This is a genomic window from Luteimonas suaedae (assembly GCF_008312895.1).
GTDB classification, from domain to species: Bacteria; Pseudomonadota; Gammaproteobacteria; order Xanthomonadales; family Xanthomonadaceae; genus Luteimonas; species Luteimonas suaedae.
Genome location: NZ_VSSP01000001.1, coordinates 674,801 through 690,513 on the forward strand (window position 1 = coordinate 674,801; position 15,713 = coordinate 690,513).

At 67.1% G+C, this 15,713-nt stretch carries 14 protein-coding genes; 6 read left to right on the forward strand and 8 right to left on the reverse strand.

The window, feature by feature from the left end; genetic code table 11:
• The first annotated feature begins 84 nt into the window (after nt 1-84).
• The 5 genes from FXO19_RS02935 to FXO19_RS02955 all read left to right on the forward strand — a co-directional run bounded on the left by FXO19_RS02935 (nt 85) and on the right by FXO19_RS02955 (nt 6,504).
• Nucleotides 85-1,776, forward strand: a complete 1,692-nt coding sequence (locus tag FXO19_RS02935) for a GMC oxidoreductase (protein ID WP_149193543.1) — start codon at nt 85-87, stop codon at nt 1,774-1,776.
• On the forward strand, nt 1,773-2,408 hold the full coding sequence (locus FXO19_RS02940) for a gluconate 2-dehydrogenase subunit 3 family protein (RefSeq protein ID WP_255516263.1): 636 nt from the start codon (nt 1,773-1,775) through the stop codon (nt 2,406-2,408). Before FXO19_RS02935 ends, FXO19_RS02940 begins: the two co-directional genes overlap by 4 nt.
• Nucleotides 2,409-2,467: 59 nt before the next feature.
• The gene (locus FXO19_RS02945; RefSeq protein ID WP_149193544.1) at nt 2,468-3,373 is read left to right on the forward strand and encodes a 3-keto-disaccharide hydrolase; all 906 of its coding nucleotides are present in this window, start codon (nt 2,468-2,470) and stop codon (nt 3,371-3,373) included.
• 277 nt (nt 3,374-3,650) lie between these two features.
• On the forward strand, nt 3,651-5,531 hold the full coding sequence (locus tag FXO19_RS02950) for an iron-containing redox enzyme family protein (protein ID WP_149193545.1): 1,881 nt from the start codon (nt 3,651-3,653) through the stop codon (nt 5,529-5,531).
• An 82-nt stretch (nt 5,532-5,613) separates the two neighbouring features.
• On the forward strand, nt 5,614-6,504 hold the full coding sequence (locus FXO19_RS02955) for a DUF6999 family protein (protein ID WP_149193546.1): 891 nt from the start codon (nt 5,614-5,616) through the stop codon (nt 6,502-6,504).
• Nucleotides 6,505-6,987: 483 nt separating this feature from the next.
• Here FXO19_RS02955 and FXO19_RS02960 read toward each other — a convergent pair whose 3' ends face one another.
• The 8 genes from FXO19_RS02960 to FXO19_RS02995 form a co-directional block, all read right to left on the reverse strand.
• A complete protein-coding gene (locus FXO19_RS02960; protein ID WP_149193547.1) occupies nt 6,988-7,665 on the reverse strand; it encodes a YiaD family glycine zipper/OmpA-like lipoprotein in 678 nt (225 codons plus the stop codon).
• A 167-nt stretch (nt 7,666-7,832) separates the two neighbouring features.
• A complete protein-coding gene (locus FXO19_RS02965; protein ID WP_149193548.1) occupies nt 7,833-9,290 on the reverse strand; it encodes a WS/DGAT/MGAT family O-acyltransferase in 1,458 nt (485 codons plus the stop codon).
• 109 nt (nt 9,291-9,399) lie between these two features.
• Nucleotides 9,400-10,491: an alanine racemase gene (gene alr, locus FXO19_RS02970; RefSeq protein WP_149193549.1), complete on the reverse strand. Its 1,092-nt coding sequence runs from the start codon at nt 10,489-10,491 to the stop codon at nt 9,400-9,402.
• A gap of 88 nt (nt 10,492-10,579) precedes the next feature.
• Nucleotides 10,580-11,983, reverse strand: coding sequence for a replicative DNA helicase (locus FXO19_RS02975; RefSeq protein WP_149193550.1), 1,404 nt, complete (start codon nt 11,981-11,983; stop codon nt 10,580-10,582).
• Nucleotides 11,984-12,241: 258 nt separating this feature from the next.
• Complete coding sequence (gene rplI, locus FXO19_RS02980) at nt 12,242-12,703, reverse strand: 50S ribosomal protein L9 (protein WP_149193551.1); 462 nt, start codon at nt 12,701-12,703, stop codon at nt 12,242-12,244.
• 172 nt (nt 12,704-12,875) lie between these two features.
• Complete coding sequence (gene rpsR, locus FXO19_RS02985; protein WP_096208774.1) at nt 12,876-13,106, reverse strand: 30S ribosomal protein S18; 231 nt, start codon at nt 13,104-13,106, stop codon at nt 12,876-12,878.
• Nucleotides 13,107-13,117: 11 nt separating this feature from the next.
• Nucleotides 13,118-13,576 carry a 30S ribosomal protein S6 gene (rpsF, locus tag FXO19_RS02990; RefSeq protein WP_149193552.1) on the reverse strand — a complete coding sequence of 153 codons (459 nt, stop codon included), beginning with the start codon at nt 13,574-13,576 and terminating at the stop codon, nt 13,118-13,120.
• A gap of 178 nt (nt 13,577-13,754) precedes the next feature.
• Entirely contained in the window at nt 13,755-14,096 is a 342-nt protein-coding gene (locus tag FXO19_RS02995) for a HesB/IscA family protein (RefSeq protein ID WP_149193553.1), read from the reverse strand.
• Between the two features lie 132 nt (nt 14,097-14,228).
• Here FXO19_RS02995 and asnS point away from each other — a divergent pair, with 132 nt between their 5' ends.
• The gene (gene asnS, locus FXO19_RS03000; protein WP_149193554.1) at nt 14,229-15,629 is read left to right on the forward strand and encodes an asparagine--tRNA ligase; all 1,401 of its coding nucleotides are present in this window, start codon (nt 14,229-14,231) and stop codon (nt 15,627-15,629) included.
• Nucleotides 15,630-15,713 lie beyond the last annotated feature (84 nt).

Sequence of the window (15,713 nt, forward strand, 5' to 3'; positions counted from 1 at the left end):
CGAGGCTCGCCCGGACCAAGTATTTCGATGTTAGCGACTTTTCGCGCTAGAGTCTCGATCCAATAGGCACGAGAACGCACAGTTATGGCCGACGGCAATGGCTCTTTCGACGCAATCGTGGTCGGTACCGGCATTAGCGGTGGATGGGCCGCGAAAGAGCTGACCGAGAAGGGATTGAAAACCCTGGTGCTGGATCGCGGGCGCATGGTGGCGCATGGCGACTACCCCACGGCGACCAAGAAGCTCTGGGAACTGCCCTATGCCGGCCGCCCCACGCAGGAGGATCTCCGGAAGCAGGCGGTCGCGGCACGCACCGGCTACGCGGTTACGCAAGCCACCAAGCACTGGTTCGTCGACGACATCGATCATCCCTACATCGAGAAGAAGCCTTTCGGCTGGATACGCGGCTATCACGTCGGTGGCCGCTCCCTCATGTGGGGACGGCAGTCGTATCGCTGGAGCCCGATGGACTTCGAGGCGAATGCGAAAGAAGGCATCGGCGTGGACTGGCCCATCCGCTACGGGGATCTCGCGCCCTGGTACGACCACGTGGAGAGTTTCATCGGCGTGAGCGGCCAGGCCGAAGGCTATGAGCAACTGCCGGACGGCAAGTTCCTGCCACCCATGGCGCTCAATTGCGTCGAGCTGCACCTCAAGCAGGCGCTTGCCGACAAACTGGGGCGCGCGCTCACCATCGGCAGGACCGCGAATCTCACCGCGCCGCTCGCGCACAGTCCCCAGCGCACGCCGTGCCAGTACCGCAACCTGTGCAGTCGCGGCTGTCCCTTCGGGGCCTACTTCAGCAGCAACTCCAGCACGCTTCCCGCGGCGGAGAAAACTGGAAACATGACGCTGCGGCCCAATTCGATCGTCTATGAGCTCATCTACGACGGGAGGAAGGACCGGGCCAGCGGCGTGCGCGTGCTCGATGCGGAAACGAACGAGCAACTGGAGTTCCATGCCAAGGTGATCTTCCTGTGCGCGTCCACGTTCGGCTCCACCTTCATCCTGATGAACTCCGTCTCCAGCAGGTTTCCGAACGGCTTCGGGAACGACAGCGGCGAGCTCGGCTGCAACATCATGGATCACCACCTGGGCGTCGGCGCCTCGGCGACCGCCGAAGGCTTCGATGACCGGTACTACAGCGGCCAGCGGCCCAACGGCATCTACATCCCGCGCTTCGTCAACATCGGCAAGGACAAGCGTCAGTACCTGCGCGGCTTCGGCTACCAGGGCGGCGCCTGGCGCTCGGGATGGACCCGGCTGCTCGACGACACCACGCTGGGCGCGGACCTGAAGACGAAGGCCGCAGCGCCCGGGCCGTGGGGCGTGAACCTCGGCGGGTTCGGCGAAATCCTCCCGTATCATGAGAATCACGTCACGCTCGATCACTCGCGCAAGGACAAGCATGGCCTTCCCGTGCTCGCCTTTGATGCCGAGATGCGCGAGAACGAACTGAAGATGCGCCAGGACATGGCCGCCGAGGCCGCGACGATGCTGGAGGCCGCAGGTTTCAAGGATATCCACCCCTACGATGGCGGTGACCAGCTGCTGGGCCTGGGCATCCACGAAATGGGCACCGCGCGCATGGGCCGCGATCCGAAAACGTCCGTGCTCAACGCCTGGAACCAGGTGCATGCCTGTCCGAACGTCTACGTCACCGACGGGTCCTGCATGACGTCCGCGGCCTGCCAGAACCCGTCGCTCACGTACATGGCCTTGACGGCACGCGCCGTCGATCACGCCGTCCAGGAACTGAAGCGGATGAACCTATGAAGACCGTCATGAATCGCCGCGAGGCGATACGCCGCGTTGCCTTGCTCATGGGAGGCGTCGTTTCGGCGCCCGCCATTCTCGGCGTGCTCAATGGCTGCTCGGCCGAACCGGACGCGGACGCGGGTGCAGAATGGAAGCCGGCGTTCCTCACGCCGGAGCAGGCCGCACTGGTGGCGGAAGTCGCGGAGATCATGATTCCCCGCACGGACACGCCGGGAGCAAGGGACGTGGGCATCGCGGCCTTCATCGATACGATGCTGAAGGACGCCTACCCGGAGGACGGGCAGCAGCGCTTCGTCGCGGGACTCGCGGACTTCGAAGCCCACGCGCTGCGTGAACACGGGCACGCCTTTCTCGCGCTGGAACCGGGACAGCGTGCGGCGATGGTGAGAAAGGTGCATGACCCGGCCGCCGAGGCGGAGAGGCAGTCGACTCTTCCCCGCAACGAGCGACGCCGTCCTTTCATCCTCACGATGAAGGAGCTCACGATGCTCGGCTACTTCACCTCGGAACCCGGCGCCACGCAGGTACTGCAGTATCGGCCGGTTCCCGGTGCATATCACGCATGCGTTCCGCTGCAGCAGGCGGGGAACGGCAAGACGTGGGCCACGGAAACGAGCTACCGGTTCTGATTCGCTCGACGGCAGCTGCAGCGCAGCGCCGCAACCTCACATGACAATGGGACTGACGCATGAATCCGCATTCCAGGCTCATCGCGCGATCCGGCTGCTGCATTCTCCTTTTCGCCGCCTTGTCCGCGGGCGGCGCTGCGGCGGACACCGCCGCCGAGGAGGAAGAATGGATCGCGCTGTTCAACGGCCGCGATCTCGACGGCTGGACGCCGAAGATCACGGGGCACGCGCTCGGGGACAACTTCGCTGACACCTTTCGTGTCGAAGACGGACTGCTGAAGGTGCGCTACGACGGGTACGCGTCCTTCGACGGGAAGTTCGGTCACCTCTTCTACAAGGATCCGTTTTCCTACTATCGCCTGGCGGTGGAATACCGCTTCGTGGGCGAGCAGGCACCGCATGGCCCCGGGGATTGGGCCTTGCGCAACAGCGGCGCGATGCTGCATTCACCGCATCCGCGCACGATGGGGCGCGATCAGGACTTTCCCATTTCCATCGAGGCGCAGTTTCTCGGGGGCCTGGGCGACAAGGCGCGCTCGACGATGAACCTGTGCACCCCGGGAACGGAGGTCGTCTATCGGGGTTCGATTTATCCCGAACATTGCCTGGACTCGGCTTCGAAGACATTCGAAGGCGACCAATGGGTGCGCGCCGAGATGCTCGTGCTGGGCAGCGGACAGATCACCCACTTCGTCAACGGCGAGGAAGTGCTCGAGTATGCGTTGCCGCAGTTCGGCGGCGGCGCCGTATCGAATTTCGATCCGGCCGCCAAGCCCGATGGGCAACTGATCGAGGGCGGCTACATCTCGCTGCAGAGCGAATCGCATCCGATCGACTTCCGCAAGGTGGAACTACTCAACCTGGCCGGCTGCATGGACCGCGACGCGAGCAATTACAAGCGCTATTACGTCAAGTCCGTGCCTGAAAGCTGCGTGTACGCGAAAGGCTCCGAGCCGGCAATGTAATACCCGCATTGGTCCAGCAGGCCGGAAGGCCGGAACCCCGACGGGGATTCCGGCCTTTTGCTTGTGCGGTCCGCCGTCGAGCCCGCTCGGTGGCGAACACGCCTTCGATGTTCGTCCTCGATTCGCTTCACGGTATCGCACGGCTGCCCGTATCGTTGATCGCGAAGAACCAGGAGGACGGTCAAGCGACACCGACGGCACCTGCACCACTCCGGTGCGGCAAACGACACCGGCTGGCATCCGGTATAAAGGCCGGCACTCACCAGGGACAGGGCGCATGCGATTCGACGACGTCTACATCACCGCAACTGGCGCCTACTACCCGGGCCCGGCGATCGACAACGAGGCGATCGACCGCTACATCGAGCCGATCAATGCGCTGTCGCCGCGACTCAAGCGGCGCATCCTCGGCGAGAACGGCATCGCGACCCGGCACTATGCCATCGACGAGGACGGCAACAGCACCCACTCCTGCGCCGGGCTGGCGGCCGCCGCGGTGCGGGCCTGCCTGGGCGAAGACCATGCCCCGGCGCTGCGCGCGATCGACCTGCTGGCGGCGGCGACGTCCTCGGGCGACCTGCTGCTGCCCGGCTTCGCCAACATGGTGCAGGCCGAACTCGGCGCCCCGGCGATGGCTACGGCCAGCCACCACGGCGTCTGCGCTTCCGGCGTGATGGCGCTGCAGCACGCCGCGCTGGCGCTGCAACACGGGCAGTACCGCGACGCGCTGGTCGCGACCGCGGAATTCCCGTCGCGGCTGTTCAAGCGCTCGCGCTTCGCCCCGGTCGGCTACAACGCCGATTTCGACGCGCATTTCCTGCGCTGGATGCTCTCGGACGGCGCCGGCGCCTGGCGACTGTCGAATACGCGCCCGACCTCCGGGGTCGCACTCCAGCTGTGCTACCTGCACCTGAAATCCTTCTCCGGCGAGCTGCCCCTGTGCATGCAGGCCGGGCAGTCTGCGGACGGGCGCCACTGGGGCGACTACCCGACCTTCAGCGAAGCCGACGCCGCCGGCGCGATGCTGCTGCGCCAGGACATCCGCCTGCTGCCGCAGCTGTTCGACGTGGCCACGCACGAATACGTGCAACTGGCGCAGAACGGCGCGATCGATCCTTCGGCGGTCGATCATTTCCTTTGCCACTACTCGTCGCAGCGCTTCGCTCCGGTGGTGAAGCAGTGCCTCGAGCTGGCGCAGCTGGAGATCCCGCAATCGCGCTGGTACAGCAACCTGGCCGTTCGCGGCAATCTCGGCTCGGCCTCGATCTTCACCATGCTCGACGACTTCCTGCGCGAGAAGCAGCCGCGGGCCGGCGAGAAGATCCTACTGTTCGTGCCCGAGTCCGGACGCTTCACCGTGGCGTTCGCGCTGCTGGAGGTCGTCGACGTCGCCGCGCCCGCCGGGCGCGCGCTGGCGCTGCCGCAGGCGATCGCGACGCCCGCACCGATTGCGCTGCCGGAGCCGCCGCACAACCCTGATCCGGCCACCCAGTTACCCGAGGTCGCGCGCCTGCTGCGCGAGCTGGCGCTGGTCTGGCACGACTACCGCAGCCGCGTCTGGCGCACCCCGCTGGTGCGCAAGATCCTGGACGGCAGCATCACCAAGAGCGACTACGTCGGCTGGATGGAGCAATGGGTGCCGCAGGTGCGCCAGGGCAGCCTGTGGATGCGCAAGGCAGCCGATCACCTCACGCCGAAGTACGCCGCACTGCACGGCACCGTGCACCACCACGCCGACGACGAGCAGTACGACTACGACGTGCTGTTTCAGGACTACCGCAACGCCGGCGGCCGGGTGGCGTCGCTCGATGCGCTGCAACGCAATCCCGGCGGCGAGGCGCTCAACGCCTACCTGCACGCACGCGCGGCGCAGCCGGACGCGCTGGGCCTGCTCGGCGCGATGTACATCATCGAGGGCACCGGGCAACGCATCGTACCGGCACTGCTGCCGCTACTGCGCCGGCGCCTGGGCTGGCTCGGCAAGAGCTTCACCTTCCTCGCCTATCACGGCGAGAACGACGTCGCGCACCTGGAGCGGTGGCTGCGGACGCTGGAAACGGTGCTGGAGATCGGCGGCCGCGCGGTCGCCGAGGAGATTCTCGAGGACGCGCGCCATGTCGCGGTACTGTATGCGCGGCAGCTGGAAATGATCCGATGACGCGGCAGGGGCCAGGCCGCACCATCCGTAGGCGCGCGCCATGCGCGCGCCTACGGGGTCGAAGGGTCGAAGGAGATCACGCGTGAGCAGGACCGAAGACTGGCTCGACGCCCCGCATGACCCGCGCGATCCGAATCCGTGGCTGGCGCTGTACCTCGACGCCAGCGGCCCGCTGGCCGACGAGGTCAAGCGCGCCTGGCTGGCCGATGCCGCATCGCGCTCGCGCCAGTTCGTGCTGCCGGTGGTCCGGCCGCTGGCGCGGCTGTCGATCGTGCTGATCCAGCTGCTGAAGATCGTGCTGCCGCGCGGCTTCACCTCGTCGAAGTGGCTGCACCGCACCATCGTCTGGGGCATGAAGACGTTCGTGCGGCCGGAAGCGAACTGGCTGATCCTGCGCCACTTCCATCTCGGCTCGCAGATCCTGGCGTTCATCGGCCGCAACGCTCTGCCCGGCCACGAGCTGCCCTCGCACCCGTTGAAACCGGCCGACATCGATGCACTGCGCGACGACGTGTTCCTGCAGCACGACCTCAACCTGTTCAACTTCATCATCCATCTCAACCGCGAACTCGGTGGCCGCCCGATCCAGCCGCCAGCGTCGCTCGATTTCTCGATGATCGAGCCGCCGGACCTGCACATGGCGGACATGCCGGACCGCTGGAGCAACTTCATCGACCTGCAGACGGCGATCGAAGTCTACACCCCGGTCTACCAGTTGTTCCTGACCGACAACGATTTCTGGCGCGCGACCAACTCGCTGCAGCTCGACGAGATCATCGGCATCTATTCGGCGACGCTGCTGCAGCGCCAGGACTACCTGGTGTTCCTCAACAACAAGCACCCGCTGGTGCCGCTGACCACACTGCGGGCAGGCTTTCGTCTGGTGTTGCATGGACTCTCCACCGAGATGCTGCATGCCTTGCTCAGCCGCGCGAAGGAGGAGCATACGAAGCCGATTGCGGAGTCGGGCTGACCCACGGCTAGAGGTGGCCCGGGGCGCCACTCACTCCGAAATCCACAGACTAAGAGCGCCTTCGGTCTGCCTCGCGAGCGTGAGCCGCGCCGCGGGGACTGCTCCGCCCTTCGGTCCGGCCATCCATGGCCGGACTCAGGGCCGCTGCACCGTGCCGCTACGTGGCCCGGTCCGGGCGCCGCTCGTTCCGAAGCCGCTGACCTTCCCCGGAACCAATCATCGCAACGGGATTGGCTGGTCGCGACGGCTGCCCGACGTGGCTATTTACTGGATGCCGCCCGCGGCGACGGGGCTGCCTCGTCGCCACGGAAGGCTCTGCCTAGCGCGGATAGCAGACCCCGGCGGGCATGCTCCGGTCCGGGCGCCACTCGCTCCGAAGCCCACGAACCTGAGCTTTCCGCGATCAAGGGCCTTCAACCGGAGATCGAACCACGAAAAAGGGGCCGCTTGCGCGGCCCCTCCGTCATCGCGTGCCCGAACGGATCAGGCCTGGATCGGCACCAGGGTGATCTCGACGCGGCGGTTCTGCGCACGGCCGGCCTCGGTATTGTTGTCGGCGATCGGGCGGCTCTTGCCGGCGCCCACGGTGATGATGCGCTGCTGCGGGATGCCCTTCGAGCCCAGATAGTTGGCCACTGCCTGGGCGCGGCGCTCCGACAGCTGCTGGTTGTAGCTGTCGCTGCCGACGCTGTCGGTATGTCCGGCCACCTCGATGATGGTCTGGTTGTACTGGTTCAGCGTGTTGGCGACGTTGTCCAGCACCGGATAGAACTGCGACTGAATGTTGGACTGGTCGAAGCCGAAGGTCACATTGCCCGGCATGTTGAGGGTGATGTTGTCGCCCTGGCGGACGACGTCGACGCCAGTGCCGGCCATCTGCCGCCGCAAGTCGGCTTCCTGTCGGTCCTGGTAGGCACCGACGGCGCCTCCGGCGAGCGCTCCGGCGCCGGCACCGACCATCGCACGCTGGCGACGCTCGGTGGCATCGCCACCGCTGAGCAATCCGGCCACCGCACCGATGCCGGCCCCGACCAGCGCGCCGGTCCGGGTACGGTTGGGATCGTTGGGGTCACTGGTCTGGCCGGTATAGCTGGCGCAACCGCTCATCAGCAGCGCAGCAGCGATTGCGGCGGCGAGACCGGGATTGGCGAACTTGCGCATGATGGCTCTCCTTGGATGACGCCGGACGATCCGGCTGGGTAATCAGGTCACTATGCTAACGATGCCGGGGTCTTGGAAGGGTGACGGGAGTCTGCACCTGAGCTTCGCCGGATAGTCCCCATTCAGCTGGTAACTCCCGGGAGCGTCCGCGCATCTCCGGGCATCGCTCAAGCAGCGCCATCCAGCAGCCCCTCGGCCGCAGTCGCGTCGAGCGCGGCGCTCCAGTCGCCCATCAGCGCCAGGTACAGCAGTTTCTCGAACTCCGGGCCGAAACGACGGATCACCGCGTCCGGATCCGGAATCAGCCGCGCATCGGCGATCAGCCCGAAATGCACCCGGCCGTTGTAGCTGAGGATCGAGATGCCGATGCCGATGGAGCCGGTCTGGGGCACCCAGAACATCATCTCGCGCAGGGTGCAGCCGGCCAGGTACAGCGGCTGCTGCGGGCCGGGCACATTCGTCGCGACGGCGGTGGCCTTGCGGCTGAGTAGCGCCAGCGCAACCTCCTGTACTGCCTGAGGTGTCATCCCCAAGGCCGCGAGCAACCCATACGCAACAATGGCTTGCTTGGAACTCTTCAACTGATTCATGCAACTTGCCACCCGCTCCAGCCGCCGCACCGGGTTGGGCTCGCCGACCGGCAGATCGAGGAAGACCAGCCCGAAGTGGTTGCCGAGCTTCTTCGCATGCTCCAGCGGACGCAGGTTGATGGGCACGGTGGCGCGCAGGGTGATGCCGTCGACCGGCTCGCCGCGCTCGCGCATGTAGTCACGCAGCGCGCCGGCGGCCGCGGCCATCAGCACGTCGTTGACGGTGCAGTCGCAGGCACGGCCGACCGCCTTCACCTCCTCCAGGTCCAGTGGCTCGGCCCAGGCCACGCGCTTGCTCGCGCCCAGCGGCCCGCGCAGCAGTGAGGGTGGATCGTCGGGCAGCGCCAGAGCGACCAGCAGCTCGCGCGCGATCTCGCCGCCCTCCTTCGCCAGCATCGCGGCGAGGCTGGGATCGCGGTACATCTCCATGCCCTTCTCGATCACCCTGCCGCCGAGCTTGCGGTAGCGCGCCACCGCGCCGACGCGGCGCGCGACCTCGGCACCGTCCTGCTTGAGCCAGTCACGCGCCAGGTCGCGACCGGCATCGGGATCGCGCACCGTGTCGGTGAGCGACAGCAACACCTGCACCAGCGCCATGCCATCGGCATAGCAGTGATGCACGCGCGCGACCAGCGCCGAGCCGCCGCGGTAGCGTTCGACCAGGTGGAATTGCCAGAGCGGCCGATCCTTGTCGAGCGGCGACGATCCCAGCCGGCTGACGAAGCGCTCGAGCGCGCGCTTGTCGCCGCGCCCGGGCAATGCCGCCGGCTGCACGTGCCGGTCGATGTCGAAGCCGGCATCATCCTGCCAGGCGGCGCCGGTGGGCCCGTCCACCGGCTTCTGCCGGAAGCGCGTGTAGGCGAGGAAACGCTGCTCCACCAGGTCCCGCAACCGCTCCAGCGACATCGGCTCGGCGAACATCAGCACGCCGGTGATCATCATTGGATTGGTCGGCTTCTCCATCCGCAGCCAGGCGGTGTCGACCCGCGACATCGGTTCGCTGCGCGGGCGCCTGCGCGGTTGCTGGGCGGTCATCCGCTCCTCCCTCGGACTGGCGGCGAGTGAAGCACGCGGCCGCGAAGAGCGTCAATCGACGCCACGGCCGTGGACATCGCCGCATCCGGGCGCGCCGGCGCGAGCGTGGTCAATCCTCGACGAAACGCACGCGGCGGGTGATCGAGCACACCGGCTCGTAACCGATCGTGCCGGCCGCCTCGGCCACCGTTTCAACCGGCAGGCCCGGGCCCCAGAGCACGACCGGATCGCCCGCACGCGCATCGGGCTGGCCGCGCAGGTCGAGCGTCATCAGATCCATCGATACCCGGCCCACGGTCCGTGCCGGACGGCCGTTGACCAGGACCGGGGTTCCCGACGGCACGTGGCGCGGATAGCCGTCTCCGTAGCCGACCGCCGCCACGCCGACCGGCATGTCCTCCGGGCACTCCCAACTGGCACCGTAGCCGATGCGTTCGCCGCGGGCGATGCGATTGACCGCGATCAACCGCGCCGACAGGGTCATCGCCGGCCGCAGCCCGAACTCGCTGCCCGGGCGGCCGGCCACCACCGAGATGCCGTACAGCGCCCCGCCCGGCCGCACCCAGTCGCCGTGCGCTTCCGGCCATCCGAGCACGCCGGCGGAATTGGCCAGCGAACGTGGCCCGGGCAGTCCTGCGGTCGCCTCGGCGAAAACGCGCAGCTGCGCCCGGGTCTGCACGCCGCGCGCGCCACCGTCGGCAAATTCGTCGGAGCTGGCGAAGTGGCTCATCAGCACGATGTCCTCGGCCACGTTGGGCAATTCGCACAGGCGCGCATGCGCCGCGCGCACCGATTCCGGTGCGAAGCCGAGCCGGTGCATGCCGGTGTCGACCTTGAGCCAGCAGCGGATCGGCGGGCCGGGCTCCGCCTGCGCGAGCATCTCGATCTGGTCGACGTGGTGGATCACCGCCTCGGCCCGCAGCCACCGCAGTCGCGCCAGATCCTCCGGCGCATCGAATCCGGACAGCAGCAGCACCGGCTGCGACAGGCCGAGCGCCCGGATCCGCTCGACGTCGGACAGGGCGGCCACGCCGAACGCGTCGGCATCACGCAACGTGCGCGCCACCCGCTCCAGCCCATGGCCGTAGCCGTCGGCCTTGACCACCGCCATCACCCGGCTGTGCGGCGCACGTTGTCGGATCACGCCGAGGTTGTGGCGCAACGCGTCGAGGTGGAGGGTGGCGGTCGTGGCTCGGGCCATGCGCGGGATTGTAGGGGGCGGAAGACCGGACCGTGGCGTTCCTGCGACGCTGCGGCGGTGGTCGTGGGAAAGCCTTCTTGGCCGCGGATCACTCGAAGCTGCCGACCGAGTCGTGCGCCAGGTTGTCGAAGCGGGTGTACTCGCCGAAGAACTTGAGCTTGAACGAGCCGGTCGGGCCGTTACGCTGCTTGCCGATGATGATCTCGGCCAGTCCCTTGTCGGGCGAGTTCTCCTTGTTGTAGTACTCGTCGCGGTAGATGAAGACGATCACGTCGGCGTCCTGCTCGATGGCGCCGGACTCGCGCAGGTCGGACATCAGCGGGCGCTTGTCGGTGCGCGACTCCAGCGAGCGGTTGAGCTGCGACAGCGCGACCACCGGCACGTTGAGTTCCTTGGCCAGTCCCTTGAGCCCGCGCGAGATCTCGGAGATCTCGGTGGCGCGGTTCTCGCTGTTGCCGGGCACCGCCATCAGCTGCAGGTAGTCGACCACGATCAGGCCGAGATCGTGCTCGCGCTTGAGCCGGCGCGCCTTGGCGCGCAGTATCTCCGGCGACAGCGCCGGCGTGTCGTCGATGAAGATGCGGGTGTCCTTGAGCAACCGGATCGCGCTGGTCACACGGCTCCAGTCCTCGTCCTCGAGCTGGCCGGTGCGCAAGCGGGTGGCGTTGATGCGGCCGACCGAGGAGATCAGGCGCAGCGCCAGCTGGCTGGCCGACATTTCCATCGAGAATATCGCCACCGCCTTCTTGGTCTTGAGCGCGGCGTATTCGGCGATGTTGACCGCGAACGCGGTCTTGCCCATCGACGGACGCGCGGCCAGGATCAGCAGATCGCTCGGCTGCAGGCCGGCGGTCATCTGGTCGAACTCCTCGTAGCCGGTCGGCAGCCCGGTGATGCCGCCGCCGTTGGCATAGCGCGTCTGCAGGACGTCGAATGCCTCGGCCATCGCCCTGTTGACCGGGGTGAAGTCACTGCGCCCGCGCGCCCCGGCCTCGGCGATGGCGAACACCGCCTGCTCGGCGCTGGCGAGCAGCTCCTGGCTATCGCGGCCCTCGGGCTGGAACCCGTCGTTGACGATGTCGGTGCCGACGTCGATCAGCTGCCGCAGCACCGCCTTGTCGCGCACGATCTCGGCATAGGCCTTGATGTTGGCCGCCGAGGCCGTGGTGCTGGCCAGTTCGACCAGGTAGGCGCCGCCGGCGACCTCCCCGGCGAAGCCTTGCGACTCGAACCACTCGCCCAGGGTCACCGCATCGTAGGGCTTGTTCTTTTCCGCCAGTTCGCGGATCGCGCGGTAGATCAGCTGATGGTCGCGACGGTAGAAATCGTTGTCGACCAGCATGTCCGCGATGCGGTCGTAGGCGTCGGGCGACAGCATCAGCCCGCCGAGCACCGCCTGTTCGGCCTCCACCGACTGCGGCGGCACGCGCAATTGCTCGATACGGCTGTCGCTACCGCGCTGTTCGGGGCCGAAGCGGGGACGTGCGGACATGACGGGCTGCGGCTCCTGGCTTGCGTAGGCGCCGAACGCGATCAGCGTCCGGTTCGATTGTCGGATGGGGTCGGCCATCGTACGCGCGCTCGCACCGCGGAGGTTGCAGACAAGTCTTGGGAAATGCTGTGCATAACTTTCCCCGCAACCGGTCGCATACGCTGCGACGCAACATCGACGCCAACGAAAAGAGGCGCCTCGCGGCGCCCCTTCTCGGATCGATCGCCGGGATTGACCCGGGATCGATGGTCTGGAAGGTCAGACGACCACGGCTTCCGGCTCGATCGCGACCTTGACCGTGGTCTCGACGTCGGCGTACAGATGCACGACGACCTCGTACTCGCCGACGTGGCGGAACGGGCCCTCGCCCATCACCACTTCCGACTTGCCGACCTCGACGCCGGTCTGCGCCGTCAGCGCCTCGGCGATGTCGCGCGGACCGACCGAGCCGTACAGCTTGCCCTCGCTCGAGGCGTTGACCTTGACCGCGATGCTGGCGCCTTCCAGCTTGGCCAGGCGGCCGCTGGCCTCGTCATGGGCGACCTTGGCCTTGGCTTCGTACTCGGCGCGCTTGGCCTCGAACTCGGCCAGGTTGGCGTCGGTCGCCCGCACCGCCTTGCCCTGCGGCACGAGGTAGTTGCGGCCGTAGCCCGGCTTCACGGTGACCTTGTCGCCAAGATTGCCGAGATTGGTGACCTTCTGCAGCAGGATCAGTTCCATGGGTGTGCTCCTTGTTCGTTAGCGGCGCGCCCAGGCGCCGCAACTTTCAGCTGTCCGAACGGACGGGGGAAAGCGAGAAACGAGTGAAGAGGAGTGAGAAACGAGTGAAAGCGCTCTTCTCTCATTTCTCACTCCTGCGGCGGCATTGCCGCCGCCCACTCGTTTCTGCCCTTTAGACGTTGTGGTTGTCGGTATACGGGATCAGGGCCAGGAAGCGCGCGCGCTTGACCGCGGTGGCCAGCTGGCGCTGGTAGCGCGACTTGGTGCCGGTGATCCGGCTGGGAACGATCTTGCCGTTCTCGGTCAGGTTCTGGCGCAGGGTGTTGAGATCCTTGTAGTCGATCTCCTTGACGCCCTCGGCGGTGAACTTGCAGAACTTGCGGCGACGGAAAAACTTGGACATGGGGGCGATCCTCAGGCGGCTTCGGCGGTGTCGTCGGCCTTCTCGGCCTGGTCGGGCTTGTCTTTGTCGCTGCCGGCCTCGTCGTCGTCGCGGCGGCGGCGTTCGCCGCGCTCCCCGCGCTCGCCACGCTCCGGCTTGTCGCTCTTCTCGTCCTTGTTCTTCATGATCAGCGACTGCTCGGTGATCGGCTCGTCGCGACGGATCACCAGGTGGCGCAGGATGGCGTCGTTGAAGCGGAAGGTGCCGACGAGCTCATCGAGCACGGCCTGGCTGGCCTCGATGTTGAGCATCACGTAGTGGGCCTTGACCAGGTTGTTGATCGGATAGGCGAGCTGGCGGCGGCCCCAGTCTTCGAGGCGGTGGATCTTGCCGTTGCCGCCTTCGACCAGCGCGGTATAGCGCTCGATCATCGCCGACACCTGCTCGCTCTGGTCCGGATGGACCACGAACACGATTTCGTAATGACGCATTTGGTTTTCCTTTCGGTTATCGATCGCCGGGCATCGCCCGGCCGGATCGGACAGCTCCCCGACGACCGGAACCGGGCGCGGTGGAGCAAGGGCTCGCTACGGCGCACCGCAGCGAGCCGCATATTATGGCGGATCAATGACTTGCGGGCAAGCGGCCGGGCGGCCGGCGGGCCGTCTCTCAGGCAGCGCGGTCGGCGGCGGTGGTGAAGCTCTCGCCGCAGCCGCACTCGGCGGCCATGTTCGGATTGCGGAACTGGAACTGTTGGTTCAGGCCCTGGCGGGCGAAATCGATCTCGGTGCCGTCGACCAGGGGCAGGCTGTCGGCGTCGACGTAGATACGCACGCCGTCCTGTTCGTTGACCCGGTCGCCGGGGCGTTCCTCGTGCGCCAGGTCGACCACGTAGCCCCAGCCGGAGCAGCCGGTGCGCTCGACGCCGAAGCGCAGGCCCAGGGCCTGGGGCGAGGCGGCGAGGAAGCTCTTCACGCGTTCCAGTGCAGCGGGGGCGAGATGGATGGCCATGTGTCGATTCTACTCCGTCGAGTGCCGGCGCACGGTCACGGCGCGTGAACGCTGTGTACCGCAGTCAGTCAGCCGTGACTTCGGTAGACTGCACGGCTCACAGATCTGTTCATCGAACCCGGAATTCAAGGCATGACGACGGTCAGCGTGGCACAGGCGCTCGCGGGCAAGATCCCCGAGGGCGGCGAGGTAACGGTCCGCGGCTGGGTCCGCACCCGGCGCGACTCCAAGGCGGGGCTGAGCTTCGTCAACGTCAGCGACGGCTCCTGCTTCGCGCCGATCCAGATCGTCGCGCCGGAAACGCTGCCCAATTACGAGTCCGAGATCCGGCGCCTGACCGCCGGCTGCGCGGTGATCGCCCGCGGCACCCTGGTGCGCTCGCAAGGCAAGGGCCAGAGCTTCGAGATCCAGGCCGAGGCGGTCGAGGTGGTGGGCTGGGTCGACGATCCCGAGACCTACCCGATCCAGCCCAAGGCGCATTCGCTGGAGTTCCTGCGCGAGGTCGCGCACCTGCGCCCGCGCACCAACCTGTTCGGCGCGGTCACCCGCATCCGCCATTGCCTGGCGCAGGCGGTGCACCGCTATTTCCACACGCAGGGCTACTACTGGATCGGCACCCCGATCATCACCACCTCCGACGCCGAGGGCGCCGGCCAGATGTTCCGCGTCTCGACGCTGGACCTGGCCAACCTGCCGCGCGGCGAGGACGGCGCGGTCGACTTCTCCCGCGACTTCTTCGGCCGCGAGGCCTTCCTCACGGTGTCCGGCCAGCTCAACGTCGAGGGCTACTGCCTGGCGCTGAGCAAGGTCTACACCTTCGGCCCGACCTTCCGCGCCGAGAACAGCAACACCACCCGCCACCTGGCCGAGTTCTGGATGGTGGAGCCGGAGATCGCCTTCGCCGACCTGGCCGAGAACGCGCGCGTCGCCGAGGACTTCCTCAAGTACCTGTTCCGCGCGGTGCTCGACGAGCGCGGCGACGACATGGCGTTCATCGCCGAGCGCGTGCAGAAGGATGCGATCACCCGGCTGGAGGCGTTCGTCAACGCGCCGTTCGAGCGCATCGACTACGGCGACGCGGTCGATCTGCTGCGCAGGTCCGGGCACAAGTTCGAGTTCCCGGTCGAATGGGGCCTGGACCTGCAGACCGAGCACGAGCGCTGGCTGACTGAGCAGCACGTCGGCCGCCCGGTGGTGGTCACCGACTACCCCGAGCACATCAAGGCCTTCTACATGCGCCTGAACGACGACGGCCGCACCGTCGCCGCGATGGACGTGCTGGCGCCGGGCATCGGCGAGATCATCGGCGGCGCCCAGCGCGAGGAGAGGCTGGAGGTGCTCGATACGCGCATGGCGCAATTCGGGCTCGATCCCGAGCACTACGGCTGGTACCGCGACTTCCGCCGCTACGGTACGGTGCCGCACGCCGGCTTCGGGCTCGGCTTCGAGCGCCTGGTGGTGTACGTGTGCGGGCTGTCCAATATTCGCGACGCCATTCCGTATCCGCGGGCGCCGGGCCATGCGGAATTCTAGAGGCGAGAAACGAGTGAACAGGAGTGAGAAACGAGAGAAGAGCGAAGGCCGCCGGCGGCGGCCGCGCGACTCGCGACTCAATGC